We start from the raw sequence: 26,276 nt of genomic DNA on the forward strand, positions 1-26,276 counted from the left end.
ATCCTTCCCAATTAGGCGCTGGTGGTCTTGCGGCGACGGCTTCGCTGGACAACAGGAGGTTGCCATATCAACAAGTCGTCACGAGTAAGGCCGTGAAGACGCAGCTCCTCGAATAGGAATCCTTCATAGAACTCTCCCATACGCTCGCCGTACTCTGGATTCAGCTCGTTGTACCACTGCTTGAGCCAGGGGATCAGCTCTTCCAGAGCCACCAGCATGGGCATTAAATTATCAGACTCCCAGCCGTCCCTGTCCTTACGCTCCATGTACCAGCCGGCGATGGCCTGAGCGCGTTGTAGTTGATCCAGGCCGGCCCAGCCTATCACTGGCGTGCTATCGCCGGGCTTCTCGCAACCGGGCAGGCTGAAGAAGCGCTCTTTGGGCACGTCTAGCTTGCCACGTAGCGACCAATAGCTGCTTTTGCGGTAATCGGTAGAGGCATATTTTGGGGGTACCGGAATGGTGCCGACCTTGACGGCTTTTTCGGATTCGGCCTGCTTCGTGGCGGCCTCATGGGCTTTAACCTTCTCGGCCTCCTCTACTTCTTCGGGGCTTAGCGGTTCTGCCACGCCAAACTCTGCGTCGATGGCATCTTCCATGCGCTGCTTGTCCCAGGTTTCCTGCCAGGCGCGGAACTTCTTCATCGCCGCAGGTTTGAGTCGCGCGGGGGCCAGCTGCGGCACCTCGTCGACAGCGATCAGCTCGGTAATGAGCTGCTGGGCATCAAAAAGCGGGTTGTCGGTGTATAGCTTGGCAACCTGCTGGAACTTCTCGTCGTGACGCACGAGGTCGGCCAGCTGGGCTCCGGTAATCAACTCGGGGCCATTGGCTTTAGCCTCCTCTTCCAAGCGATCCAATAGCCACTCTTTGAGGGAACGCTGCTGGCGTTTCTCCCAGGGCTCTCGATTCCAGCGTCGCTTGTAAACGGGCTGCTCCACCAGTTTGACCCAGCGGTTTTTCTCAATGGCTTGGAGGCGACGATCCACTAGCGCACGGTAGTCCGCGGGCCAGTGATCGGGGATCTCGGTAATCGGCGTGCTACGATGGCGTTCGAACCATGTGATTTCGGTCTCGCCAGCCTCCATCCGACGAGCCATCGCAATTTCGAAGGCTCTCTCCCCAAGCTTTACCAGGGGAAGAGAGCCTTGGTAGGTGAAATCATCTTCAAGCACGCCATAGAGACAGTAGCAGTGCCAATCCAGCTCTTCCTGAAGGGCGATCATTTTTTGCCAAACATATGTATCTTCTGATTTGGCTTTCTTAAGAGCTTCTATAAGTGGGATATCATCTTCAAGAAGTAGAAATTCAGGATCAAGTATGAGCTGATTTTTAGCTAGTTCATCTAAATTTTTAGAGAGCTGTAAAGTTAATTTCTTTGATTTTTGAACAACTGGAAAGTTTTTCAGTCCAGTTCCAGAAATTTGATAGAAATTTTCGAAAGCAACTGTAGTTTGTCGTGCCCCTTTATCGTCTACTGTGCTGCCCTTATTATGGAAAACCTGCTTCATCCAAAAGCAAGCCACAGAACTATTTAGCAGACCCAAAAGCATTAAATGATCTTCTTCATCAGGGCTAAGCAGCTTGATGACAGGAGCAGTCTGTTTAAAAACCTTTCCACCACGATCAAGAGAAAAGTGATTATGAGTAGAAACTTCAGCATATGTGATAGAAAGAGGGGTCGTATACGCAGATGCCGTATGCTGCATATAGTCAAACCATCTAAGTCCAGCATCTGCCATTACACCTTGAAAAGTTTTACGCATAGCCAATATTGCGCGCCACGCCCACAGGTGATTTAGCACCTTTGAACGTTCAGATGATTCCGTGTATGGGTACCAGACCCAAGTATCAAGCCTCGCCTCCCAGTCTCGGACTTGCTCACCAATGACGAATCCCTTGAACTCTGCATCGTTAAACGAACAATGCCGCTTCCTAACTACAGAAAACATGAAAACCTCTTCCTCAGCGATTCGCACGGCGCGGCCTATTGGAGAATCAACAATCTGGCCCAGCGTGAAAGACGCTTTCTTTTCTACTACACTTTTCAGCTCCGATGCGCCGCCTCCCCCTAAACTCCAGGGATGTACTGAATAAATATCACGATCCTGATTGACCGATGTTATAAAACTATTTTCTGTGCCAGGCTTTTCTATAAGGTTTACGATCGACCGCCAAACTAGACCTTGGGAAGCATCCGCAGGCCTACTCGGTTCCCCTTGTATACCCAGGATGGCGCGAACAACGCTATGCTTAGGCTTCTGGTTCCTGGCAAATAAAATAACCGTAGGCGTACCATGCCCAGGAATATAAGTACCCGAAGTATCAATGACATGAGTCATTTCTTTTGTAAGAAGAAAGCCTTCAATTAACTTTTTACCGAATTCTCGCTTCATAAAACTATTGGTAGTTATCATCCCCATATAACCCGCTGGCATGTTTCCCTCCGTGGAACGCGTCAGGTCAAAGAAGCGCTCGGTAAAAGGTACTCCGAGGGAGTACTGGCGATGACAGGAGGGGTAAAGCTCCCGATATGCCGCATTGAGTGCGTTATCCTTAACGGTAATATAGGGTGGGTTGCCCACCACCACGTGATAGCGCTGCCCCAATATTTGATTAATTTTGGTTAGGTCTTCGGTCTCGAAAGCATGCTTAATTGATTCGTCGAACGCATCTTTCTGCAGTCCCTGCCCTTGGGACTCGTGACGCTTGCCATGCAACAAGGAGTCACCTACCGCCAGATGGAAATCGAAGTCTGGTGCGTTACGAATTTTGTCGGATCCCGCTGCCTTAAGCGCAGCGATCAGTAGACGAAACTTGGCTACGGCGATGGCATATGGGTTGATATCCACCCCGTGCACCACATCCAGAGCGCGCTGGGCCAAGTGGCGTGCATTAGTCACAGGCTCTCGGCGCTGCCAGGCGTCGAACACCCTTTCAAAAGTGGTGAGCAAAAAGTGACCGCTGCCACAGGTCGGGTCGATTAGCCGCAGCCCCTCTAGACCGAAGGTTTCGATGGCCGGGGTTAGGGTGTAGTCAAGAATAAACTCCTCCACGAACTCCGGAGTCTGCAGCAGCGCATAGCGCTTGCGCACGGATTCAGAGAGATCCTGATAAAGGTCTCCTAGGAAGCGGGTGTCCCACTCTGAGTCAGTGAAGTCGTGTATCAGCTCGCCACTTTCCAGGTCAATGCGCTGAAAGAAGTCCACCAGACGCTTGGCTCCGTCGTCGGAGACGGGAATCTGCCAAAGCGGGTTATGCCTAGGATCAAGCAGGGCATCAATTACCGGATACTGGTCAAGCTCACGGAACAGGTCAAGCAGATACTCACGCTCGGCGTGGGCGGGGTGCTCACCGAAATAATGGGTAATGCGCTCCTTGGCATGAGCTAGAGGGCGGCTATCATTCTCACGAGACACTGGCCCGGAGAGCATCGGCTCATCTAGAAGACCATTGTCTTCCAGAAAGCGTACAAACACACAGGTCAAGACCCAGGCCGCCGCGGCCTGAGTGATCTGCGCTTCCCTCCAAGCGACGAAGTGCTCGGCAGTACGGCCGGCTTTAACGGCCTTGTTGTACTCCTCCTCAAGGTGGCTGCCTAACTCGCCGTGACGCTCGCTGTAGTTGAGAATATCCGTCTCAATCTTAGGGAGCTCGCCCTTAAGGTCGCTTAGCAGCTTCTCGCGATCAATCATTACTTATCCCTACGTATTCGTTTTTTGGCGCTCTGGGCGCCATATGCAGATGCTGGACGGCGCCCTCTAATTGGGGTCGACCAACAATTAATTTCTGGTGGACTGTCGTAATGTGAGATCAAGCAACACTGGCGACGGTGTCACTCTCCAGCCACACGCTGGGAATTCTTTTCCATTCCCGAGCACCTGCACCACGGGGCACGGTCACGCCATCAATAGTGGCGCCGTCATGCTGAGCATCGGCAGCAATCAACAGCAGCAAAGCATGGGAGGAGGCACCATCGCTTGCGGAGAATACCAGTTGCTGTCGCAAATCGTTCAGCCAGGTGGTAACCAACTCATAGCGTGCCATCAATCCAGTATCGGTAATCAACACCGGCTGGCAAGTCTGACGAATCTCTTCAGTCATAGCCGGCAGCACACGGGCCACTAAGCGCTGCAGGTTCTGCCAGTCGCGGCTAGTTCGCTCGGTGGCATCGGCATTTAGCACTACGGACCAATCGGGGGGACGCGTCATTCCCTCGCAAAGCTTACGCAGATGGCGCAGCAACAATTCATCGAAACTGATGTTGATCAATGAATATTGAGCACACAGCTTGGCTTTAGCTTGCTCCCACTGACGAGGCCGCACGGTAAGTGCTAAGAAGCGCGCCCCTTCCAGTGCGTTATCGATCGACTGCTCTAAGGCATCGATGTCCAGCTGGGTGACACTTGGGCCTTCATCACTGTTGCTTAAATAACTCTGGGTTAAGCTTCTGCTACCGCTGGTACTGAAACTAGCCAACGGTAAACAGTAGGCTCCCCGCCGCTTACCAGCGATCTCGTATTCTCCATCCCAATCAAAGCCCATATCCAAGCCGCGAATCAGCTCATCCAACTGGGGCCTGCCTGGCAGAGGTTCCGCCATGGTGTAGCGACCCTGGACCCGTTCTTGTACATCATTCACGGTGAGTGCCTTGCTTCCCAGCAACGCACCCTGAGCCAGCTCCAGCGCTCGCTGGGCCTTCATGCCGATTGGGTAAAACTCAGCTCGACTAGAAAGTGCTGATTTTTGAGAAGCCGCCGCCGCTAAGCGCAACAGGCGGGCATTGCTGAGAGCAAGCGAGACATCAGGCGCGGGCACGCTGCGTACCTTATCGAGGGTACGGCTTGGCGACAGCAGGGTGTCCAGTTCCGCACATTCGTCAGCAAGCTGCCCTAAGGCTTCTGCATAATCTGCCAACTCCTCGCCGCGACCTTGAATGTTGTCGGCCAAAACCAATCGTCGTCCAGTGCGACGAATAATCCAGCGCGGCTCATGCTTGGCAAGCTCGGCATCTACCGCAGCACGGGCCACAGCCTGGGCCCAACGCTCACGCAAGGGGCTCTCCTGCAAGGAGCCACGGCGCAGCAATAGCGCTTCGGCAACCTCAAGCGCCGTTATCACCCCACCGTTGTCGGCCAGAATTTCGGCGATCTCATCGCGGATTTCGGTAATCGCCTTATTCTTGCTCCACTGAGCAATCACTTTTTCCTGGAATGATCGAACCTCTACGGTCTCAAGGCCAGTGTGGGCACTAATGCTTATCATGGTCGGCCAGTGCACCGAATGACTATCGCTCGGTTTGTCGCCATCCAGCCGCCCTAGGTACTCGTTGAGGAACTGCTCGCGCCGTGGATCTGCACGCCTGGCAGGCATAACTATAGTAAACAGACGATCAATGCTGGCATGCTCATCGGTGCTTTGTACCTGTTTGCGTGACTGCTGCTCGGTCTGTAATCGTTCTTGCAGGGTGCTGATTGCATCGGATAGCTCTGCGCGTGTCTGGCTACTCACGCCAACCCACACCCTCACCTTGCTCCGGCTGAGGCCAATTAGGTCTTCCACGGTGTTCACACCGCGACGGGTAAGTGCGTCCAGCGCGGCAGCAGAAAGTGGCAGCAGGCCGATCTGAGTATTTCTAGCAGCCTCGTGGAATGGGCAACTACCGGAGGCGTCCTCGCGAAAATGTAGAGTAGACGGCTGGGCATTTATGAACACCAGACGCCACTCCTTGAGCATCTCTTCGGCATTGGCAAAACGCTGTCTGACATCACGGGTCAACGCCTTAAAGAAAAAGGCTGTTAGCCGATCCCGTACGTTAGGATCAAAAACCGTGCTGTCGATCTGCAGCTGCCCTTCTATTAACGCCGGCAGCCCGGTATCACCTGCCCACCCAGGTAGACTGCCTGCTGTCATTTCATAAAGCGTCAGGGCTGCGGCGAAACGCTCAGCGTAGTCATCCCAACGACGACGACCAAGATCGCGAATGAAGGGATCCATGTAAGCCATAGTGCCAGCCGTAATGTTGTCTGCTCCGGCATGGGATAGCGAGAAGTCGAACATCACCAAGTGCAACTGACTGCCACCTAGCTTCAGTAACCCTAGATTCTCTGGTTTGATGTCACGATGGAAGATAGCGTGACCTTCAAGGTGAACTAAAGCACCTAACAGATCCTCACCAAAGCGCTCCAGCATTCCCAAAGGTACGGCCCCTTCGCGCCGCAGGCGCTGAGCCAGAGTGCCCTGGTCGGCATAATCTAGGATTAGACCAACATGTCCTTCCAAATCAATTTTATCGTGATAACCGACGATGGCTTGATGACGCATGCTAGTCAAGGTATTGGCTTCCTGAAGCAAGCGCGGGTTGTGATCAGGTGTCACAGCTAATTTAAGCACACGTTCATGGCCGTGATAGTCCACTAGGAACACCACCGACGAGGCACCCTTACCTAACCGTTTGATGACTCGAACACCCTCGGATAGTAGCTGTTCGGGTTGTGCTTCAGTGGGTGACGTCGGCATTTCCCCTTCGACGCGGGCAAGCGAGTGCTCTAGCTTCTCCAGCAGCTCTAGAAACTCCTCCACTGAGTCAATGCGGCTGCTGGCGTCAGGGTGAGTAGCGTACTGCACCAGATACTGCATCTCTGTACTAGCACCATTAAGGGCATCGGTGACTTGCAGCCCTTTGCCGTGACTGAGCTTGTCTTGCAGCTCAAGGTCATTTTCAGCTGGTTTACTTCCCGTGAATAAGTGGTACGCGATAGTTCCCAAGGAGAAGACATCCATCTGGACGCCGTCTCCGTGGCCCTGGTGCGCTTCCAGGGCCACGTAGGGCCCCGCTTCTTCTCGTACGAGATATGTCAGGTGGCTCAGCACGCTCAATTGCTGAGCATCGCTTTCAAAAATTCGAGTCGCCGTGGACCAGTTGGCAATCTTGCAGCGTAGTTCGCCATCTGGCATTTGCTTGACGTAGACATTATGCGGACTAAGGGCGCGGTGATAGAGACGCTGACCATGGGCAAACTTCACCGCCTCGGCGATCTGCTTTAGCAAATCAATAGACTGTAGAGTGTCTAGCCGGCGAAGGTTATTACGCAGCAGCAGATCAAGACGGAATGCCTCGGGGTCATGCTCATAAACGAGTGCAGGGCCATGGTCATGCTGCTGAAGATCCAACGCACGTAAAATGCCTGGGTGCTCAATCCCCTCCAAAATACGGAATTCTAGCTCGGCGGCTTTCTGCAAACGCCTCGCCTCCTCCACTGGACGATGATGGCTGAGATAGATACGAACCTTACGAGCCATGCCTACATCGAGGTGTCGAGCCAGCCACTCTTGGTAGTAGTCCGACTCGTCAAGTAGCGTGGTCAGCTCATACTGGCCAACCCTACGCAGCCGCTTCGACTCATTGACCCCCGCCTCCTCCATCGCCCGTGATAGTAGAGTAGCTGCCGGCCGGGTAATGACGCGGTGTGGCCAGTCCTCATGCATCTCGGTCAATGTTGCTAACACCTCATTGCGCGTACACACATTTATACGAGCGGGCCCCTCCAGTCGGGTAGTCAGGTTGTCGGATGAGAGGAACACCATTGAGGAAATGAACGGTATCCGCTCCTTACTAGTTTTGCGACTAGAGGGCTGGGCTTGAAGAAGCGAAGCCAGTTTCTTGGCCTTACGGTCGGCCAGCAAGCGTGGATTGTCGAACGACTGACGGCGGCCATCCCTCTTAACCTGCACCCAGGTACTGGCATCTCCGCTCAGCTCACCGCTGTGCGACTTTACTTCCACAAGAAAGCAACCTTTTGGCGTTAAGACCAACAGATCAACTTCATTAATGGAGCCATCTTGCGCAATAAACTCGAAGTTTGACCAGGCTCGGTAAGGATCATGATCAGGTAGCAATTCACGCAAGTATTCAAGCGCCTCACGTTCCCAGGCATAATCTGATGGCGTGATCTGCTTCCAATTATTGGTCATGCTCATGACCCACCTTCCTTATTTTCCTCAGCACCATTGTTTAAACTGGCGTGAGAGTGAGTCTGCTGACGGATCCACTGATCTATATCTTGCAGGCGAAAGCGCCAATTATTGGCAACCTTGAAAGCCGGCAATTCACCCTTGGCGGCAAGCCGGTAGACAGTCCGCTCATGGACCTTGAGGTACCCTGCAACCTCCTTTATGGTCATTATTTGCTCTGTCATTTAATGCCCGACTTGTCAAAAGAGTTCATTGCTGTTCATTTTAATCATACGTTAGATTGGTAACAAGGATTGATATGGGCTGCCTGGGTCTACGAGAGTAAGACGGCTGCGTATAAACAGAACGTAAAAACCAGGGGGATGGATGGCAAAAGAGAATGTCAAAATCGATGTCCCTGGCTCCCTGTTTCCCTTCATTCCACCAGTTTCCGAACTTATAGGGTGGTTGGGCGGCCCCAAGGAATTACATACACAGCTGTACTGGATGCAGAAAGAACATCACCAGCACAAACCAGATTTAAAAACTCTTAGAAAGGCCTGTCATGATGGTGTGACACCACGCTCTGCAGCGATGATCAAGGCTAACATTTATGAAGCTGCAGAGAACATGGGGTTTGATGAGCTCATCAAGGGGATCACTCCAGTAGAACCTCTCGCCAATGGCGCCAATGGGGCTAAATGGAGTGCTCAAGCTAGTGGCTTCCTCAATGGTATCAACCGTCACCAGACAGAGAAGCTAAAACTCCCCAGAACTTTCGCATTTTTGGAGAAGCGAGCCCAAGCAGAGAGCCAAGTGATGCTGGCACTTCAGAATGATGCGCCCAATGAAGAGCGGCTAGTTCTCTTACACACAGCCTTCTGCGAAGCCTGCCAACACTACACCCTCCTCTCCCCACAACAAATCCAGTCTTACGGCATGGTCATCCTTGACGCCAATCGGACAGGGCATACCAGAACGCTCAAGCAAGTAGCAGAGGCACTCAAATGCTCCTTTAGTCTTCGGGTGGATTTCTACCACCAACTGCTGGCTAACTTCATGGCTGATATGTTGCCACTTAGAAAATCACTGAGACTGTCCGCCAGCTTGGATGATGCCTTGGTCAACCACGGCGCTATGGGACGAATGTTGCCACTGATGAGGCAAGGCAAGCTGATCACTCCTACTGAAAGGCTGTACGCTTACTGGCGAAGGGCTTTTTTGGATGTTGGAGAAAAGCCAGTGACGAACAGTGCAATGGCCCTTCACATGCCTTTACCAGCCCTACCGAAAACACGTGTTAAACAGTCCCCGTCCACTGAGAGTTCTGCAGATACACTTCAAAAAATCACAGACGCAGCCAATGACTCACGCCTGTCTCTTTGGAAGCAGTGGCGGAGAGGTGCTATTCCAGAATCTGAGCACCTTACAAAGTTTCTTGAATCCCTAAGCAGTGAGGCTTATGACGCATTTCTACCATTTGTTATGACCCGTGTAGCAACCGCATGGACGAAATGGATTGAGTACGAATGTGCCAAATTGCAAGGTCTCATGCAGCAGGCTCCGTCCCTCGCTGAGCTAATAGACATGGAATGGCTAGTGAATAAATTTTCAGAGTACCCAAAGTACTGGGAGCATATGGCCCAGGTGACCACTGATCATCCTGAGCCATAGAACTATTTACTTCTTCCCCTGATTTCGTGGGGCGCTGCGGGTACTTGCACTGCTAGCTCTTGCGCTGAAGGAATCCTTCGGTACAGTGCCCCCGTTTGATTTCGCTGTGTGGCTCTGGATTCGTGAGGCAGCAGCCGAAGTCATTGGTGTTTTACTTTTTGACATGGTCATCATCTCCGTAGGTTAGTTACCCAGAAGCGGCAATTCTGTTTACTCGCACCTGGCAGTACGATGATGGCACCCTGTTTGGCTTTATTGCAGGGTAGTCGCTGTGGGAATTTTTGGTTGTACAGGCTACCTGGAGATAAAATTGCGATTAAACAGCACCACTCTGTTTACGCTACATGCACTTAAAAGGTTGTATTACTGGCACTGAGTGTACTCTCGAACTGACCTAGCCCGAATTTCTCACGGGGTATAAAAGAAAGCGGCTGAAAGTCTTAACGTTTCAGGGCATTACACCAAAAACCAACACCAACAGCCGCTTCCAAAATGGTACCTGAAAAACTGACCTTCTCGCCACTCTCACGCCGCCAAATTGAAGCCGGTTTTTCCGGCGGTCACATCACCTCCGATGCCAGATTGCTCCTGCTACAAGAAGTCGATAATCAACATCGTCTGACGCACCGCTTGGCCTCCGTGATTCATGATATCCACGGGCACCGGAACAGGTTCGTCACAAACTCGATATTAGGATCCGTCAGCGGGTGTTCGGTGTGGCCGCTGGCTACGAAGATTTCAACGACCATGAGGCCCTACGCTATGATCAGGCGCTTCAGACAGCGCTAGGTGAAGATAAAGCTCTGGCAGGCAAGTCTACGCTGCGCCGGAGTGAGCAGAACGCCGATCGACAAGCTATGGTGAAGGCCCATGAGTTACTGTGGCACCACTTCATTGAACAGCATGACGAACCCCCGAAGGAAATCGTGCTGGATTTTGATGGCACCGATATCCCTGTGCACGGTGAGCAACCCGGGGCAAGTTCTTTAACCGCTATTACGGTCACTACTGCTACTTCCCACTGTATGTCTTCTGTGGCCGCCATCTGCTGATGAGCTATCTGCGTACCATTGCAGCGATAGCCACCACAGCCGAGCGATCCTTGCGTTGCTGGTGCGGTTTATTCGCCAGTACTGGCCCGATACGCGTATCGTGTTACGGGGATAGTCACTTTTGTCGCCCTCGAATGCTGAGCTGGTGTGACCGGCATGACGTCGACTACATCGTGAGTATCGGCAAGAACAGCCGACTGCTCAAGGAGGTGGACGTGCCCATGATGTTGGTGCGCAAGCCCCAGTGGGAGGTGGGAGGTGGGAGGTAAAGTGGCGGAGACGTTCCGCTCCCAATATCAAGCACACTCCTGGAAGTATCCACGCTGGGTGGTGGCCCATCTGGAAGAAGGCGAACTGGGCTCTAATCTCCAGTTTATCATTAGTTCCCGTTATGACGACGGCTTCAAGCTCTACTACGAGCAGTACTGCGCTCGGGGCGACATGGAGAACCGGATTAAGGATCAGCAACTGACCCTGTTTGCTGATCGTACCTCTAGCACGCACTGGTGGGCCAATCAGTGGCGGCTGATCTTGTCGGGCTTTGCCTATACGCTGTTCGAGCGATTACGAACACACCTGAAAAAGACGACCTTCGCGCGTATGAGCCCGAGCAATCTGCGTCTCAAGCTGATCAAGGTGGGGGCCGTCATTATCCGCAACACCCGGCGAATCCGGATGCTGATGAGTGACAGCTACCCTTACAAGGCGGAGCTATCCATTACGTCCTATTTATGCAGCTCATTGAGGTGCAGTGAGAAATCCGAGCTAGTAAGTAAATAAAAATATATCTCTAATTTATCGCCAATGATACATTCTAAATTTACATTGGTTTCATGCTGGTTTTTGCTCTTCTTCTTATCCTGCCTTGCGCTGAGTTTTTAGACGATTTATTACGAACTAAAGTGCTTTCACTCAGATCCTGCATAAATTTGGTTACCATTTCCCCCTGATGCTGCAAAATTTCTGTTTTTCCCCAGACTTTATTTTTCATCATCAGCCATTGTTTTATGCTGTCGATGCCACCTGCTTTGTAATAACTTCTCTTGGCCCCAGGAGGTAAATTGCTAAGCCTTGAATTTTTACTATGACTTATCAGGCACAGGTTTCCAAACGCATTGAGCGTGCTTTCAGGGAGTTGTTCATATCCATTCATCGGTGTCTGAGGATAATAGTGTTCAACCGAGCTATTGAAGCTAAATTCATACTCACGTACGTTTGTCACTTTCCTAAATTCAAGCCATAGCAGGTAATCTAAGTAATTAAAAACAAGGTTGTTGGCAATATTACCGAACATAAGCTTTGAATCATCAATATCATCCCAGCTTTGAGCCCGAAGCTGGCCTTTCCTTTCGTATATGATTTCGAAGTAGTCCGCCTGTTCTTGACCAGTTAGGAAACGGTCATATACGAAGCAACGAGCAATCGATTCTAGCCGTTCAAGGTATGACTGAAATGTAACTGACTTCGCGTGGTAAAGATAATTCAGTGCGGCGTTTAGCCAGTGTTTGTAAACCATTGTAGGTGTGGATACATGAAGTGCCGATTGCAGCATGAGCAATCGTCGATTGTCCTCACCAGTAGTTTTAACTCTTTGGCTAAATGTGTTTACGTAATCGCTGCTGCCGCTGCTCCTTTGCCACTTAAGGCGCTTCAAGCTCCATGCATCATTGCTTCCAGCAAATTCTCGCTTAATAACATAGCGGTCGTACATATACTTACATTTAAGTAGATCGAATGTGAAGCGCTTGACCCGTTCGGAAGCATCGCTTTTTCTCAGCAAATATTCATCGAACGCAGTTATAAGCTGCTTGTCATCTAAAGGAATGTCTTCTCCTGTAGTCAACCTCAACACATGTAATAGAAAATTGGGGAAGTTAATTACCGTACTGAAACGCTCAGGCGCTTCTTCTATTGTCTCCTGTTTGTTTTGGTTTTGGCTTTGGCTTTGACACCGCTGTGGTAATGGCTGACTAATTATATTACTCAAGCATCTCTTTTCAGCGTCTCGCTCATTACTATTACTGGTCAGCACACGCTTTAGGTCGTCAAAATTATCCACCTTTAACGTGTCCCAATTTTTTTCACCAAAAAGACTATTGCGCTGATGAGTTACGAACCCCATTTGAACGTAGCGCTCCATATTAGCGCAAGCTTCCCAAACTTGGTCTAAGCAGGATATTAGTGTTGCGCTTTCGGCGGAATTTTGTAACTTACTCATCATACGAGACTTGAGCACTTCGTGTTTTTCCAACTGCTCGCCACGATTATTCATCACTTCAAAATAATGGTTTAGGTCAGTATCTTTAGGCACTTCTACACGCATAATCTGCACCTGATTAAATAGATAATCAGCAAATTCTTCCTCAATGCCTTTACATAGTTTAGGAATTAACTCTAGAATCAACTCATAGCCGTTGATGATTTCTCTGTTGTACTCCTCGGTTAGCAACTGAAAAGACTTGTTCTTTTTAACTTGACCATGATAAACAGCCTTCAAGGCATTGGTTGATCGTGGGCGACTCTGGAAAAAAACTGAAGGTTTTCGGAACCAATCATTCCCGTCGCGACTTTCATTATAATTCTGTTGTCGAAAATACGATGCTAGCAAAAAAAGGGTTGTTAGCCGTTGCTGACCATCAATTACTTCATACAAAGGCTTTTCGTTGCCTTTATCGATAAATTGTTGAAAAACCACTAGAGTGCCAATGTAATATGGCTTTGGCTTCATAGATACTGCTTGGCCTATAGGCATTTCATCCAACACATCCTGAATTAACTGGGTAATTTCCTCAACGCCCCACGCGTAATTGCGCTGGTACATAGGAATCAAATAATCCTCTTCTCCCCTTAGCAAACACCTTATTGAGTGCTGGGTGATTCCATTATTCACAGTAGCGCATCTCCTGAAACAAGGTTTCTATTTCCTCAACTCTCTTGGCTGCAATATTTTGCAATACCGGTAATTCAACACTCAAAAAGTCTGTCGGCTGAGTAGCTTCTCTAATTAACAAAAACATATTGTTTTGAAGCACATAGTTATCCATGCTAGCAAGCTGTAATACTTGCATTTTAAGGCGCAAGCTATAGGCCCAGATGAATGCTTTCTCGACCGCACGAGAAACTTCTACCATGCCAAATTTATCAATGTAGCAAATCAAAAGACAATCAAACATCGAGCGCACGTAGACATCGCCTGTTCTCCGACGTGCACGGTAATCATCAATAGTTTCAAAAATGCTAGATGCATACCCATCTAAATCTAAAAGCTTTTGTTTGCTCAAACTGTCGTTTTTAGTATCCAGCACAGCAAATGTATGCTGATAGTTAACAATCTCGTTCTGATAATGGCCAATCATTTCAAAAAAGCGTCGACCATTGATGATGGTCTGATCCAAATGAAACGGGAACGCTAAACGACTACCATCCATTCGGCGATGATGATGTTCGTTGTAATCATCGACACCATAATGAGTCATGCGCAGCTGCTCTACATATGGATAACGGTCGATACGGTCAATATTCACGCCTTTGAACAGATGTGTATCCTCCTTACCGAAATAACGAGCTGATGCGCCACGTGACCAATTGCGTATGCGAAATAAATAGTTAGCAAAGAGGTTGGCCAATTTCTTAGTATCGCTGCTTTCCCAATGACTAACTACCTCAGCTTTAAGATGTTCTTCCCCAGCCGTAAACTCTCGCAAATGAAAAGCCTTAAGTAGGTCGTGAGGCTCTAAGTCACGCCCGCGTGCATTTTGCGAGTCGAAGAATTGAAAGGCCTCGGAAATATCTTTTAGTTCAAAAAATACTAGCTCGCACTTATTAAGCAAAAAATCAATTAGCTCTTCAGTAAACTCAGCCCGCAATACAATTCGACTAACTGCTAGATAATTAGTATGTAGATTTTTCTGCGAAATCAGATTATTGAACACGGGGTCGATCATGTTCTCCCCCATTGTGTGTAGTGTCTTTTCCAAATCCTTTCGACTAATCGAGTTCCGCTTGTCTGAGCCGATACGCTCGTTTATCAAAGCACGCACTGCTAGCATCAGGCTAAGGGTACGCTGCTGGCCATCAACAATATTTCGGTTAATTTTCCTGGGATCTATGCCATCAGGTGCTCGGTGGAAAACAACCGTACCCAGTCGGTAAGCACTTTTGTCCTTATGCAGAGCAATATCGGCAAACAACTGGTTGATATTGCTGGTTGTCCACTTATAGGGGCGCTGGTATTCGGGTATAGCTAAGCTGCTATCTTCCAGCAACTGCCGAACGGTGAGTACGCCTTTTTTCAGTGAGGAAGATACTGTCGTCATACCAACCACGCCCGTCTGCATAGTATTTCTTGCATCTTCTCATGTTCAATATCTGTAATATCGGTAAAGCTTTTTTCAGTGGGGTAAAGGTAGAATTTCTTAATTGTCATCTTCGTGCTGTTCCTTTTTTCCTTATACTACCTTGTCAATCAGGTATTTTTTACATCGTCCCATGCTTTGGTGCTTAGCATCAACTGAGGCTGAAGCATGTATGTCGATGAGTACCAACAGAAAATTCTATCCCATGCTTGCTTAAGCGGAAGGTAATGCAGTATATTACTGATTTGTTGTACAAGGTTTGTGTTCGCCCAGGTGGCGGAATTGGTAGACGCGCTAGCTTCAGGTGCTAGTGTCCGTATGGACGTGGAGGTTCAAGTCCTCTCCTGGGCACCATGACAATATGGTTCCATACGCATTATTTCTATAGATATTTTTTACTGTTACATCTCCATCTACTACCCCTGTTTATTTAAAGCTCCCTTGGCGACGCGCCATTCCCTTGTACGGATAAACACTGCAATAGCCGCGATTAAGCTTAGCTGCACAGCCGACATGCAGAGAGGCGGCGCTAAAATCGAATTCCTCCTGGTTATCCTTTCACTAATGGTAAGCGAGCATCCATGGTGCTCAATATAGTGTTGATACACAGGTATTCGCGTGGCTTTATAAGCAGCTAATATCTTTCTCCCTAAGGTCGCTGATGATGCAATACCCACTAAATGACACCCATAGCATCAAGGAATCCTCCAAACTCCCTGCATTTACTATTTCAGTAAGTGATCCTTATTTTGACAAATCAATGATGTCACTTGAAGAGCATATCGATGACGCTAAACGTTTCCTAGAGTGCACATATGGTTCAGCAGAGCATCATGACGACACCCAAGCCGATGAAGTTTCAGAGAACGATTTGATACTTATTTTCCAGGACAAGTATCAAGCTGAATTATTACAATTGCAAAATGGTCTAAGTGCCTCTTCCTGTCAGGAAAAGATCAATGAATGGGTTAGTCCTGCGTTTTTAAGCCAAAGCCTGCAGGACTGCTTCTCAATCGCCATGACATGGGCGTTATGTACAGACTTACTGCACAAATCCGGTTTCGATAGAAATGCATGGTCCACCCTCATTGAGTATAAAAAGTTTGAGCTTCAAACAGAGATCGCGCTTGAAGAAGAATATAGCTTTTTCTTATCGATCCGTAATAAGGCCGCCGGTAAGAAAAAAGGCGCGCGTTACCACAACTTAAGGGATGACCTCATTGAGCATCTCGTTACCCCCGACCCTCCAAGCGGCTGGATATACAAAAAAACCACCGCTAGCAAGCTGACCCCTCTTATCTACAAGCGTCATTTGAAAAGCGAACATGCTTCCCGCTACCCCATCAGCCAGGATGAAGTTGAAACCAAGCTTTACTCCTGGCTAACAAATGATTCGACCTGCAAGGCAGTCTATGCGGCCCATGCACGTAAGAAGTCATCAAAGCACTGAAGCGCCGTTCATGATCCACTGGTCTACCTCGCTCTCCACCCAGCCCACCGCCGCCGCTCCCAGCTTGATGGGTTTAGGGAAAGTCGCATCATAACGCGGTGACCTAGGATTAATTTTCTCGTAGATTGAGGAACGGCTGATACTTAGCTTTTGGCGCAGCTGCTGCATGCGAATAATCGTCACTGGCGGGTTAATGGTGTGCATGGTGAAGCTCCTTGTTAGTTGATAGTGATATTTTAGGCAGTCCCTCACCCATGCTCAATGACACATGTGCCGCTCTCGACAGAATGGCTTTTATCAACTTTTTATTAATAAAAATCAATCATGTAAAAAAATACCGGCCTTCTAATCGTTGCATATCACGGGCGCGATGAGGAGTAGAAAAGCGTATTTGTCGCCCTGAACTCCTAGATCAATCGTAGAAAAAATGGTGTGGCGGGATAAACGCTTACGCAACCGTGGCTTTCTGGTTGTCAAACTTGATTCAAACAATGAGCGCAGCATCTGACGTGCTCAAAGCTCCTACGTACTCTTGCAGAAATACCCTTGCCGGTGTCCGGCAACCGAGCTGCTTTCTGGGTCGATTATTCAGCTTCCACACAATCACTCTCCGCTCGGCATCCGCTACCGACGAAACTCGGCCTCCTGGGAAAGGTAATGCCGAACCAGGCTGTTGGTATTCGCGTTGATCACGTTTGACCGGATCAGCAAGGGTTACAGAAATAGATTGCCGCTGTCACTGTCTTGGCTACTGCCCCGTGGCTTACGTACTCAGAGCATTGGCCAGCGTGATGGGCTTCCCCACGCCGAAGCTTTAGCAACTGAATCATGGCCTTCTGCGTCAACTCGGTGGTGATGTTGGTTACCTGCTAGCAGGTAACCATTGCGACGCTCGATCAACGTGACCAACCCAGACTGCTTATGCCCCTTGAGCACATGTCGCCATCCCAATGGCGCCATTAAACCGCTGAACTGATGGGGCTCTACTTCTCACGCAGCCGGTAGGTGACAACAATCATGCTTGGTAACCGCCTCATTCACTTCCAAGCGATTCGGCAACAGGGCACGGAGCCTGCCTGGGTGCATAGCCACTGGTGCTGGGGTACGTCACAGCTTCCGGTTGACCGTGCGGATGCGCTGCCAAGCTCAGCGATCTCCCCCTGGCTCATACCAAGGTCATTACGGGCGGGGATCTAGTATCTTTGGGGTTGGGTAAGCTATCGGTATTGCATGCTATGTTTCACTTTAGGCAGTGAGCTGAGAAGAATACCGGCTATGGCCTCCCACCTCTACCGTCTGTTCCAAAGCGATACAGTTGTTCTATTTCATTAGGCCGCTGAATCCAGGGTTTGAAATTTTAGGTCTTCCATCTTCGTAGGGATCAGGCTTTGGGACTTCGTACAGCGGCAATTCATCAACAGTGTACTGAATGCCATTTTTAAGCACTGGTTCTTTCAGCAGAATGGTTTCTGAAAAGAGGTAATTTTTTGTGTAATCCTCTTTTTTCAAATGTCCCAACTGGATGAGGAAATCCAAAGCCGCTTCCAGTTTCTTCTGAGATCGGGTTTGTCCTCGACCATGCTGTCGAAACAACGATTTATTGAACCTGTATTGACCTGATGCATTATTGTTTTTTATTACAAGCCGATGAATCTCCCTCACAAGCTCGTTGGTTAACGTAACAATTTCAGGCTCACCCGCTAGATATTCCAAGTAGTGTTTTGAGTAACCTCTGCACAAGTTATATGCATACTTTAACACTGTCTCATTAATATTACCGTGATAGCCTTCAAAGGTATGCAGGATGGCCGCGACGCGGGTGACATTATCCATGAGCTTTGAACCATGTCCTCGAGCATGGTAGTACAAGCCATGCTCTACCATCTCCCGCTCGATACTTAGTTGCATCTCTTTCCAGCAATCCTTGGCAGTAGGTGTGAACTCGACCAAACGCCGACTTTGTTCATCGCTGTCCAGAATGTCAAAAGACTCGGCAAGCAAGTCCTTGGCTCGTTGATTAAAATCATCCATGATATCGGGATTGACAGGACGGCCACTACCCTCACGTTCACCAATTAGGGATGTAGGCATTATTACCATGAAGCGGGACAGGAAACCGTTATCCCTTGCTTCTTCTCCACGCTTTTCTAAAAACCTTTCAATCACCTTGGGTTGCGCCATTAAGGCGAGTGTCAATCGAGAATCATCTAGCGTGAAGCTTGGGGAAGACCGGCGAGCAACATCCAAGGGTGTGCTACTCCAAATGGAATTCAATAAGCTCAAATCCTGCAGTGCTTTACCTTCAAAGACACTTCCCGCCTCACTGGACAACAGGCAAGCCAAGGGTATGTTTTCATATAGCCCGAATGCTAAGGCGCTCGGTGTTACGTTTTCGTAAATGAGCTGATAGTTTCGAGGCGGTTGGGGTTTAGCTTCATCCTGTTCGGCTTGCTTCCTCTCGATATCATGCAGTACTGGATCCCCTTTTAGGAGAGCCTGAGTCCTGGCTTTGGTGAGCGCCTTTTCGGCGTCGTTCCAGTTTTTCAGCTTGCGCTCATACACTCTCATCGCTCGGACACGCTCAGCTTTTTTTTCTGCCTGAAACCGTCGGATAGGTTTGAAGAACCAGTTTTCTAGTGCCGTTTTCCTCTCCCCACTTTCCGCAATAGTCAGCAGATTGAGTGAGGTAGGCACCACATTGCCATTCGGAAACGCTACATCCACTACCCCCTGGCATGCTACCGCCATCGCAGCCAGCGCCGTTGTGCGTGCCATTTCGGGCATCACCTCAACATGCTGGGCCACCTCCCTGGTAGCGGATTCAAACATCGAATTTTCGATGTAAGGAGGCAACTCTCCCTCTTTGGCTGGCGGAAGGTTCAAAGGTGGCATGTTAAAGCCGTCAGGACTTATATTCATAAAATACTCATCATTAAGTCTGCTATTTTTGCTAATACTAGCAAAAATAGCACCATATTAATTACCAATTTAGTATTTTATGACAACGAACCCAGCTGATGGGTAGCGGAGCTTATGCTCTCTATCAAAAAACCTCTCCATGCTGGGCACGAAATATTGCCCGTTGATCGGTCATCAAAAAATGCGAAAACTCCATGAGCAATGGTCGTCGCGCGACGACCATTGCAGAAGGCATTATGTATCCATCAAAGCGGTAGGCAATCGGCTGCTACTATTTAATGCCTACTTCCATCAAAGCAGTGCACACCCTGACCGATAGGTTTCGTATACGCTTTACACAAGTAGCTTGCGGCGTGAAACACGTCGGCAAATGCCGTTTGGTCATCGCTTCTGAAAAACCACGTAGCCAGGTCATTGCTGATAGGCTTTCTGGGCACTTGTACCAGTCCTGCCATGCATTCCTGCGGATGGTTGATTGCCAGAGCCCATGCCCTGACGATGCGATGGAATAAGTTGTCATATCCATAATCACCACAGGGCGTCTTATCCATGTACCCAAGGCCGTTATAGGCATCACCGTTCAGAAGTAACAGAAGATGGTAATGAGGGTTCTCACTCGTATCTTGCTCACAACACCAAGCATTGCGTAGCTTATGCGGGTATTTGATGCCTGCGGCGTCAAGCTCCTGGTGCAAATATTGAAGGAAGGCGCTGATAGTGGCGTTTTGGGGGGCTATCAAGCCAGCATGAATTCCACCTGGATAGTGCAAGTCAATTCGTATCGCGAATAAGCGGTTACAGTCCTGACGTGATTGGTTCATGACAAACAGCAATTTATCTAGGTAGTTTTCAATCAATGGCCCTCTCTGGGTTTGCACCGGCATATTTTGATAATAAATATCCCACCATAGCTTTAAAGCAGGGTTATCTTGATGGCGTTTACGTGGACGCTGACCAACGTTATATAGAGCGGTGTTCATGATGATACTCCTAACGCTCACCCACGCGGATGCCCACGGCGTGTAGGCCGTGTTCATGCTCGTAGAGAGGATAAAATGTTGAAAGATGGGCAATGCCGCATTTAGTGACGCGGCTAGCTTGCCATAACAGGAAATGCCCTAATGGGCGACGATGAGCGACTTAACTATATGGCTAATGCACAGCATGGTTGAACGCACTCTATGGATGCTCCTAGTACGTAAGGCCGTCGGCTTGCAGGCCTCCTTCCCCTAACACTATTTCTCCCCTTAAGTAAAGACATAATAATATTACCGTCACACAGCCATGCCTGATATCCATTATCATTGAGCACCTAAACCCGCTTTGCATGCGGGTTGGAGACAGGCCATGCCCGTACTGTGAGCGATCCTTTTCAATAAAAATAATTCCATTTTTTCAATAAGATAACGAAGAGCCTTTTAGGCTCGGCATCTGCTCAGATAATCATACCGGCCAGTATTTTCTTTCTTAAATAAAATTTTCCTGGCATGACCAGCACAAAAAAGCGTGTCAGGCTTACCTAACAATCAATAACTCGTTCCAATGAGTAGTGTATCGCGGAGTACGTCGCTCACTGCGTAGCGACCAGGCATTGCCTTTACGGGGTAGACCCAGCTGTACCGTTCCTTTACCTAGCTCACGATTGAGCTTATCCATCGTCGCCATCAGGCGTTCACTGCGCTTAGCTTCTTCATCGGTTTGCGGGGTTTCGGTGAGGGTGAGCTGTCGGTTAGCCTTGGGTGAAAGGTCGAGCAGCGTCAGGCCTGCTTTATGATAGGCATACCCTTTGCGCCATAGACGCCTTAAGCCTCGTATCGCCGCTGCGATGATGTCGCGGCTGTCATCGGTGGGCTTCTCCAGGGAGACGACCACACGCTGTTGATATTGCGGTAAGTCGGTACGGAATGGGTTGGTGCGTACAAATGCCATCACCGCACTGGTTACACTTTGCTGTTTGCGCAACTTTTCGGCCGCCCTGGTGGCGTGCTGTCTCAAGGCTTCACGTAAGTCGTGGGGGTTGCCGGTGAGCCTTCCGAACGAACGTGACACCATGATCTGTTACTTGGGTAGGCTCATGTCATCGAGATGTATGGCGGACTGCCCGCGTAGCTCCCATACGATGCGTTCCTGCACCACACTAAATCGCCCCCTAATACGCTTAGGGTCTGCCTCGCGTAGATCCCATGCGGTCTCAATACCCATCACTCTTAAACGTTCACCGGTACGGCGTGCCACGCCCCACAGCTCGGTTACCGGCAACTGTTTTAGCAATGCTTTGGTCGCTTCACTATCAGCAGTTAGCTTACATACGCCATGCTGCTTGTAGGCAGGATGTTTTTTAGCCGCTTGATTCGCCACTTTGGCGAGTACGCGGGTAGGTGCAAACCCCACGCACACGGGAATGCCCGTCCACTGCCGAACGGTATCGCGCATGGCTTGGCCCCGAGCCTCCAGCGAATCTGGGTCAAAGCCCTGAAACCCTACAAAGCTTTCATCAATGGAGTACACCTCCACATGGGGCGAAAACTCGCCTAGCACCTCAGTTACCCGCTGGGACATATCCCCGTATAACGCATAGTTACTGGATAGCAGCACAGCCTGGCGATGAATCGCGGTCGGTAACAAGTGCATGGCAGTCCCCATCTCCACACCCAGGGCTTTTAGCTCGTTGCTGCGGGCGACGACACAACCATCGTTATTCGACAGCACCCCTACCGGGCGCCCTTCCAACATTGGATCAAAGACGCGCTCACAACTAACATAAAAGTTGTTGCAGTCAACGAGTGCAATCACGGCAGTGACCTCAGCAGATTGTGAATAACATCGGTCACCACACCCCACACTTGGGATTCGCGTCCATCAAGGGGTATTGGCTTAAAATTAGGGTTGCTTGCTTTGAGGTAGGTACGCTGGCCTACGCGTTCAAGACGCTTGACGGTCATTTCGCCATCTACGCAAATCACCACAATCCGGCCAGGCAGTGCTTCCAAACTGCGATCCACCACTAATAAGTCCCCAGGGTGGATGCTGTCCCCAATCATTGAATAACCTTCCGCACGCGCAAAAATAGGTCGAGACTGGGCGTTTAACGACGTAGCGGTGCAGATCTAGCTCGGTATCCAGGTGATCATCGGCGGGTGAAGGAAACCCAGCGCGCACGGCGGTTGAATAGAGCGGTAAGGGCAATGACGATCCCACGGCATCTGCCCGGCCCAGCAGTGAAACGTTCAATGACATAATAGGCTCCCTCTTTTACTGTATTTATGAACAGTATCAGTAAAGAGGCTTATCGAAGCAACCACTCAAAGGTCAAAGCCAAAAAATTACAGATCTATATCACTCCTATGAATCCTGCACACGGGATCACTTTGACGCCTATTAGGAGTGTTAGTTATGTCCCCGCCTTGCCTACGCTGTGCAGCCGCTTGCACGCTTAACCTTGAAACCGCCCAACGCATCGGCTCGGTGGGCAGCAGTCTTGTGGCTGGAGCCATTGGAGCGTGGCGTGCTTCCTCTCAACTAACGTGCCCTTTAACGATGGCTACCTCCCGCTTCCCGTTAGCCAAACTGCCCGCTGCCGTGATGGGGGCTATTTCCGGCAGTCAAGCAGGCACGCGTGCCGCAGAATTATTTTTCACGCAGAAGCTCCCCCCCGGTGAAGGAACGCCCTGGCTGTGCGTATCGTGCGGTCATACCTTCCGGCAATTAACCCGTCCCTTCACCGCACCCCACTAATACGTACCCACTAAGCGACGTCCCCATTACTTTCCAACCATCAAGCGCTGGCGATTAACGTCAGCGTTTTTTTTATTGCTAGGAGTTTTCATCATGGCTCATCTCGTTGAACAAATGGCTTACGTCGGCGCTACCCCCTGGCACGGCCTGGGGCAACAGTTAACCCGTCAACAACCGCTAGAGGTATGGCAGCAACAGGCCGGTATGAACTGGCACATTGAAGAAGCCCCGGTGCGTTTTATTGCCGAGGGTGCCAGCCACTTGGGCAGTATCCACTCGTTCCCCGAGCAAAAAGTGCTCTACCGCTCGGATACCAAGGCGCCGCTATCGGTGGTGTCCCAACGTTATAAGGTGGTGCAGCCCGAGGAGATTCTGGAGTTCTACCGCGATCTGACCGAGTACGCCGGGTATGAGCTGGAAACCGCTGGGGTGCTTAAAGGTGGGCGTAAGTTCTGGGCGTTGGCACGCAGTGGCTTAAGCACGTCGCTGAAAGGCCAGGATGAAGTCAACGACTACCTGCTGTTGGCCACTTCCTGTGATGGCACCCTGGCGACTATGGCCACGCCCACCACGGTACGTGTGGTGTGTAACAACACGCTGCAGATTGCGGTGGATGGCACGTCGCAGGCGGTGAAGGTTCCCCACCGGTCAGAGTTCGATCCCCGTGCGGTAAAAAGCCAGTTGGGTATTTCTGTTTCCCAGTGGAATGACTTTATGTACCGCATGAAGGCCTTGGCGGAACGTAAGATCGATCATCGCGAAGCACAGCAGTATTTGCAGTCGGTGCTCTGCGGTATCGATAAGCCAATAGATGACCCTTCCAAGTTGCCTAACTACCGGGCGCTAAACAAGGTGCAAAAGCTCTACCACGGCGAAGGCCGGGGTTCCCACCTCGACACCGCCAAAGACACCGCCTGGGGTTTGCTCAATGCCGTGACCGAGTACGTGGATCACGATAAGCGTGCGCGTAGTAACGATACCCGCCTGGATTCCGCGTGGTTTGGTCAAGGGGCGCAACTGAAGCAAGAGGCGCTACAAACGGCCCTTGCATTGGTGAGCTGACATGCTGTTTCTGATCATTCTAGTGCTGATTTTCTTGGTTTTTGTATTACCCCTCATTGGATAGCGCGATAAGCCCAGCCCCTAACAGGCTGGGCTTTTTGCTTTTTACGTGGAGTACACCATGGCCTCTCTTAGCCACGATTTAGATATCGCCTTAACCCAACTGACCGAACGACTGCTCACCCAGAAGCAAACCTATGCCGAAACCTACGTCATGGCTAAAGGACAGCTGTATCGCACCGAGCTGCACCTACGCCCCGTCCCTCCCAGTGAGCTCCCTGCCGATTTTTAATAACTATTGAAGGAGCCTTCTCATGGCAACTAAAACCAATGTGGTAAATCACGAGTCGTCTGCATCCTCTTCACTACAAGCGGTTCCAGCAGCAACTACTCCGCACCTTGCAGAAAGCACGGCAATCATCCAGGTGATTGAGCGTGCGGCACTCAACCCGGACGTCGATATCGACAAGATGGAGCGTTTGCTTCAGATGCAGGAACGGGTGATGGATCGCCAGGCCATGATGGCCTATAGCGCAGCCATGGCAGCCATGCAGACCGAACTCCCCAGCATTGAAGAGCGTGGACAAACCAATAACGGCTGCTACGCCACGCTGGAAGATATCGTCGATACCGTGCGCCCCATTATGCAAAAGCACGGCTTTGCAGTGAGCTTTCGTATTCAGACCCAGGAACGCGGTATTCAGATCACCGGTGTACTGATGCATAAGGATGGCCACCGTGAAGAAACCAGTATGCTGCTTCCCGCCGATATAAGCGGTAACAAGAACGCGGTGCAGGCGTTTGGCTCTTCCACCAGCTATGGCAAGCGCTACGTACTATGCGCCCTACTCAACATCACCACACGGGGCCAGGATGACAATGGCAAGACCAGTACCAAAGCGAGCATCAAGCTAGTCACGCCCTTTCAGGCGGGACAGATCCAGCGACTGATTAGCCAGTGCCCTGCCACAACCCAGGAGTGGTTCAGTGGTAAATACGGTTCAGCCGTGCAAGTCCCCCAGCCTGATTTTGACAAGCTACGCGCCTCACTTTCTAAACGGGCGTTTAAGTAATCCACGCTCTCCCCCTTATGACAGGAGGCTTTCATGCAAGTGCTTTCTATGGAGCAAGGTACCCCCGAGTGGCTGGCGGCGCGGTTAGGTCGCGTCACCATGTCGGAGCTCAAGGTCTTGCTGGTGAAGGGTAAAGGCCCCGGCTTGTTGGGTACCGGGGCAATTACCTACATGCACCAGTTGATCGGTGAGCGAATTACCGGGGAACTGGCCGAGCCGTTTCAAGGCAATGCACATACCCGCCGTGGTCATGAGCTGGAAGGCGTGGCACGTGCACTTTATTGCGATGCTACCGGCGAACCCGAACCACATGAAGTGGGCCTGATCCTAAATCACGGGGTGGGCTACTCGCCTGACAGTCTGGTAGGTGCTAACGGTCTGCTGGAAATCAAAACCAAGCTACCTAAGTTCCAGATTGAGGTACTGCTCAGCGGCGAGATACCCGATGAGCACGTGCCCCAATGCCAGGGCGGGCTATGGGTAAGCGAACGGGAATGGATTGACTTTGTGAGCTATTGGCCCGGCATGCCGCTGTTTATCAAGCGCGCTTATCGTGATGACATCATGATAAGCACCATTGCCGAGCGGGTTGAGGCCTTCCATGAAGAAATGGAGCGGCGCATGAGTCAAGTGATGGCAGCGTGACAAAACCTTCCCATAGTTACAACAATCGATCATTAACGGCATAGACGCCGGGGCCACCACCCCGGCGTTTTTTTATTTTTTGGAGACAACCATGACACACGCCAAACTCAAAGCTGGGGAATTGGCTGGCACCTACCTAGTCACTACTCCTTTTACCGAAACAGATATCATCACCATGGCCAAGCGTTTTGCACGACGTAAACTCGCTAAAGGCCGCAAAATTACACAGCCCTCGTAAGCGCTCCAATAACCCCATCTAGGCAGTCATTGCCTAGACCGGTAAGGTCTCTTTCCACTGCCAGGGCAGTAGCGTGTTGAGGTCATCGTCGTTGAGAGAGGGTAGCGTCTCAAAGACGTGCTG

At 50.3% G+C, this 26,276-nt stretch carries 19 protein-coding genes, 1 tRNA gene and 1 pseudogene; 10 read left to right on the forward strand and 11 right to left on the reverse strand.

What is annotated here, in order from left to right; translation table 11 throughout:
• Positions 1-11 precede the first annotated feature (11 nt).
• The 3 genes from pglX to E0L35_RS23030 form a co-directional block, all read right to left on the reverse strand.
• The gene (gene pglX / locus E0L35_RS23020) at positions 12-3,692 is read right to left on the reverse strand and encodes a BREX-2 system adenine-specific DNA-methyltransferase PglX (protein WP_138801531.1); all 3,681 of its coding nucleotides are present in this window, start codon (positions 3,690-3,692) and stop codon (positions 12-14) included.
• Positions 3,693-3,810: 118 nt separating this feature from the next.
• A complete protein-coding gene (pglW, locus tag E0L35_RS23025; RefSeq protein WP_212751710.1) occupies positions 3,811-7,977 on the reverse strand; it encodes a BREX system serine/threonine kinase PglW in 4,167 nt (1,388 codons plus the stop codon).
• The gene (locus tag E0L35_RS23030) at positions 7,974-8,195 is read right to left on the reverse strand and encodes a helix-turn-helix domain-containing protein (RefSeq protein WP_138801532.1); all 222 of its coding nucleotides are present in this window, start codon (positions 8,193-8,195) and stop codon (positions 7,974-7,976) included. Before E0L35_RS23030 ends, pglW begins: the two co-directional genes overlap by 4 nt.
• Positions 8,196-8,337: 142 nt before the next feature.
• Between E0L35_RS23030 and E0L35_RS23035 the strand changes: the two genes are divergently transcribed.
• Both E0L35_RS23035 and E0L35_RS23040 read left to right on the forward strand, forming a co-directional pair.
• Positions 8,338-9,624, forward strand: coding sequence for a hypothetical protein (locus E0L35_RS23035; RefSeq protein ID WP_138801533.1), 1,287 nt, complete (start codon positions 8,338-8,340; stop codon positions 9,622-9,624).
• A 492-nt stretch (positions 9,625-10,116) separates the two neighbouring features.
• Positions 10,117-11,456 (forward strand): annotated as a pseudogene (locus E0L35_RS23040) (IS1380 family transposase).
• Positions 11,457-11,496: 40 nt separating this feature from the next.
• Here E0L35_RS23040 and E0L35_RS23045 read toward each other — a convergent pair.
• Entirely contained in the window at positions 11,497-13,566 is a 2,070-nt protein-coding gene (locus E0L35_RS23045) for a DUF262 domain-containing protein (RefSeq protein ID WP_138801534.1), read from the reverse strand.
• A complete protein-coding gene (locus tag E0L35_RS23050) occupies positions 13,559-15,013 on the reverse strand; it encodes a DUF262 domain-containing protein (RefSeq protein ID WP_212751711.1) in 1,455 nt (484 codons plus the stop codon). The genes E0L35_RS23045 and E0L35_RS23050 overlap by 8 nt, the downstream gene beginning before the upstream one ends.
• A 285-nt stretch (positions 15,014-15,298) precedes the next feature.
• Between E0L35_RS23050 and E0L35_RS23055 the strand changes: the two genes are divergently transcribed.
• Positions 15,299-15,385 (forward strand) — tRNA-Leu (locus E0L35_RS23055).
• A gap of 310 nt (positions 15,386-15,695) precedes the next feature.
• Complete coding sequence (locus E0L35_RS23060; protein ID WP_138801536.1) at positions 15,696-16,481, forward strand: hypothetical protein; 786 nt, start codon at positions 15,696-15,698, stop codon at positions 16,479-16,481.
• Here E0L35_RS23060 and E0L35_RS23065 read toward each other — a convergent pair.
• From E0L35_RS23065 to E0L35_RS26750, 6 genes are all read right to left on the reverse strand, one after another.
• Positions 16,470-16,685 (reverse strand): AlpA family phage regulatory protein, encoded by a 216-nt coding sequence (locus E0L35_RS23065; protein ID WP_138801537.1) that lies wholly within the window; start codon positions 16,683-16,685, stop codon positions 16,470-16,472. The genes E0L35_RS23060 and E0L35_RS23065 overlap by 12 nt on opposite strands.
• A gap of 1,116 nt (positions 16,686-17,801) precedes the next feature.
• Complete coding sequence (locus tag E0L35_RS23070; RefSeq protein ID WP_138801538.1) at positions 17,802-19,400, reverse strand: YfjI family protein; 1,599 nt, start codon at positions 19,398-19,400, stop codon at positions 17,802-17,804.
• A gap of 275 nt (positions 19,401-19,675) precedes the next feature.
• Positions 19,676-20,380: an inovirus-type Gp2 protein gene (locus E0L35_RS23075; RefSeq protein ID WP_171051222.1), complete on the reverse strand. Its 705-nt coding sequence runs from the start codon at positions 20,378-20,380 to the stop codon at positions 19,676-19,678.
• A gap of 535 nt (positions 20,381-20,915) precedes the next feature.
• Entirely contained in the window at positions 20,916-21,452 is a 537-nt protein-coding gene (locus E0L35_RS26960; protein ID WP_349304653.1) for a DUF4113 domain-containing protein, read from the reverse strand.
• 6 nt (positions 21,453-21,458) lie between these two features.
• On the reverse strand, positions 21,459-22,193 hold the full coding sequence (locus E0L35_RS26965; RefSeq protein WP_349304654.1) for a Y-family DNA polymerase: 735 nt from the start codon (positions 22,191-22,193) through the stop codon (positions 21,459-21,461).
• On the reverse strand, positions 22,190-22,441 hold the full coding sequence (locus E0L35_RS26750; protein WP_249362178.1) for a S24 family peptidase: 252 nt from the start codon (positions 22,439-22,441) through the stop codon (positions 22,190-22,192). The genes E0L35_RS26965 and E0L35_RS26750 overlap by 4 nt, the downstream gene beginning before the upstream one ends.
• A gap of 352 nt (positions 22,442-22,793) precedes the next feature.
• Here E0L35_RS26750 and E0L35_RS23090 point away from each other — a divergent pair, with 352 nt between their 5' ends.
• The 6 genes from E0L35_RS23090 (at position 22,794) to E0L35_RS23110 (ending at position 26,153) form a co-directional block, all read left to right on the forward strand.
• Positions 22,794-23,135: a hypothetical protein gene (locus E0L35_RS23090; protein ID WP_138801540.1), complete on the forward strand. Its 342-nt coding sequence runs from the start codon at positions 22,794-22,796 to the stop codon at positions 23,133-23,135.
• Positions 23,136-23,228: 93 nt separating this feature from the next.
• The gene (locus E0L35_RS23095; RefSeq protein WP_138801541.1) at positions 23,229-24,197 is read left to right on the forward strand and encodes a DUF932 domain-containing protein; all 969 of its coding nucleotides are present in this window, start codon (positions 23,229-23,231) and stop codon (positions 24,195-24,197) included.
• 121 nt (positions 24,198-24,318) lie between these two features.
• Positions 24,319-24,489, forward strand: a complete 171-nt coding sequence (locus E0L35_RS26360) for a hypothetical protein (protein WP_171051223.1) — start codon at positions 24,319-24,321, stop codon at positions 24,487-24,489.
• Between the two features lie 22 nt (positions 24,490-24,511).
• Complete coding sequence (locus E0L35_RS23100; protein ID WP_138801542.1) at positions 24,512-25,270, forward strand: ERF family protein; 759 nt, start codon at positions 24,512-24,514, stop codon at positions 25,268-25,270.
• 33 nt (positions 25,271-25,303) lie between these two features.
• Positions 25,304-25,915: a lambda exonuclease family protein gene (locus E0L35_RS23105; RefSeq protein WP_138801543.1), complete on the forward strand. Its 612-nt coding sequence runs from the start codon at positions 25,304-25,306 to the stop codon at positions 25,913-25,915.
• A gap of 91 nt (positions 25,916-26,006) precedes the next feature.
• Positions 26,007-26,153: a hypothetical protein gene (locus tag E0L35_RS23110; RefSeq protein ID WP_249362179.1), complete on the forward strand. Its 147-nt coding sequence runs from the start codon at positions 26,007-26,009 to the stop codon at positions 26,151-26,153.
• The last annotated feature ends 123 nt before the right edge of the window (positions 26,154-26,276 follow it).

Source organism: Halomonas sp. ATBC28 (assembly GCF_005937175.1).
Taxonomy (GTDB): Bacteria; Pseudomonadota; Gammaproteobacteria; order Pseudomonadales; family Halomonadaceae; genus Vreelandella; species Vreelandella titanicae.

Coding starts and splice junctions, on each gene's coding strand:
- pglX (WP_138801531.1), bottom strand. CDS start 3,692: ATGATTGATCGCGAGAAGCTGCTAAGCGACCTTAAGGGCGAGCTCCCT.
- pglW (WP_212751710.1), bottom strand. CDS start 7,977: ATGAGCATGACCAATAATTGGAAGCAGATCACGCCATCAGATTATGCC.
- E0L35_RS23030 (WP_138801532.1), bottom strand. CDS start 8,195: ATGACAGAGCAAATAATGACCATAAAGGAGGTTGCAGGGTACCTCAAG.
- E0L35_RS23035 (WP_138801533.1), top strand. CDS start 8,338: ATGGCAAAAGAGAATGTCAAAATCGATGTCCCTGGCTCCCTGTTTCCC.
- E0L35_RS23050 (WP_212751711.1), bottom strand. CDS start 15,013: ATGCAGACGGGCGTGGTTGGTATGACGACAGTATCTTCCTCACTGAAA.
- E0L35_RS23060 (WP_138801536.1), top strand. CDS start 15,696: ATGCAATACCCACTAAATGACACCCATAGCATCAAGGAATCCTCCAAA.
- E0L35_RS23065 (WP_138801537.1), bottom strand. CDS start 16,685: ATGCACACCATTAACCCGCCAGTGACGATTATTCGCATGCAGCAGCTG.
- E0L35_RS23070 (WP_138801538.1), bottom strand. CDS start 19,400: ATGAATATAAGTCCTGACGGCTTTAACATGCCACCTTTGAACCTTCCG.
- E0L35_RS23075 (WP_171051222.1), bottom strand. CDS start 20,380: ATGAACACCGCTCTATATAACGTTGGTCAGCGTCCACGTAAACGCCAT.
- E0L35_RS26960 (WP_349304653.1), bottom strand. CDS start 21,452: ATGGTGTCACGTTCGTTCGGAAGGCTCACCGGCAACCCCCACGACTTA.
- E0L35_RS26750 (WP_249362178.1), bottom strand. CDS start 22,441: ATGATTGGGGACAGCATCCACCCTGGGGACTTATTAGTGGTGGATCGC.
- E0L35_RS23090 (WP_138801540.1), top strand. CDS start 22,794: ATGTCCCCGCCTTGCCTACGCTGTGCAGCCGCTTGCACGCTTAACCTT.
- E0L35_RS23095 (WP_138801541.1), top strand. CDS start 23,229: ATGGCTCATCTCGTTGAACAAATGGCTTACGTCGGCGCTACCCCCTGG.
- E0L35_RS26360 (WP_171051223.1), top strand. CDS start 24,319: ATGGCCTCTCTTAGCCACGATTTAGATATCGCCTTAACCCAACTGACC.
- E0L35_RS23100 (WP_138801542.1), top strand. CDS start 24,512: ATGGCAACTAAAACCAATGTGGTAAATCACGAGTCGTCTGCATCCTCT.
- E0L35_RS23105 (WP_138801543.1), top strand. CDS start 25,304: ATGCAAGTGCTTTCTATGGAGCAAGGTACCCCCGAGTGGCTGGCGGCG.
- E0L35_RS23110 (WP_249362179.1), top strand. CDS start 26,007: ATGACACACGCCAAACTCAAAGCTGGGGAATTGGCTGGCACCTACCTA.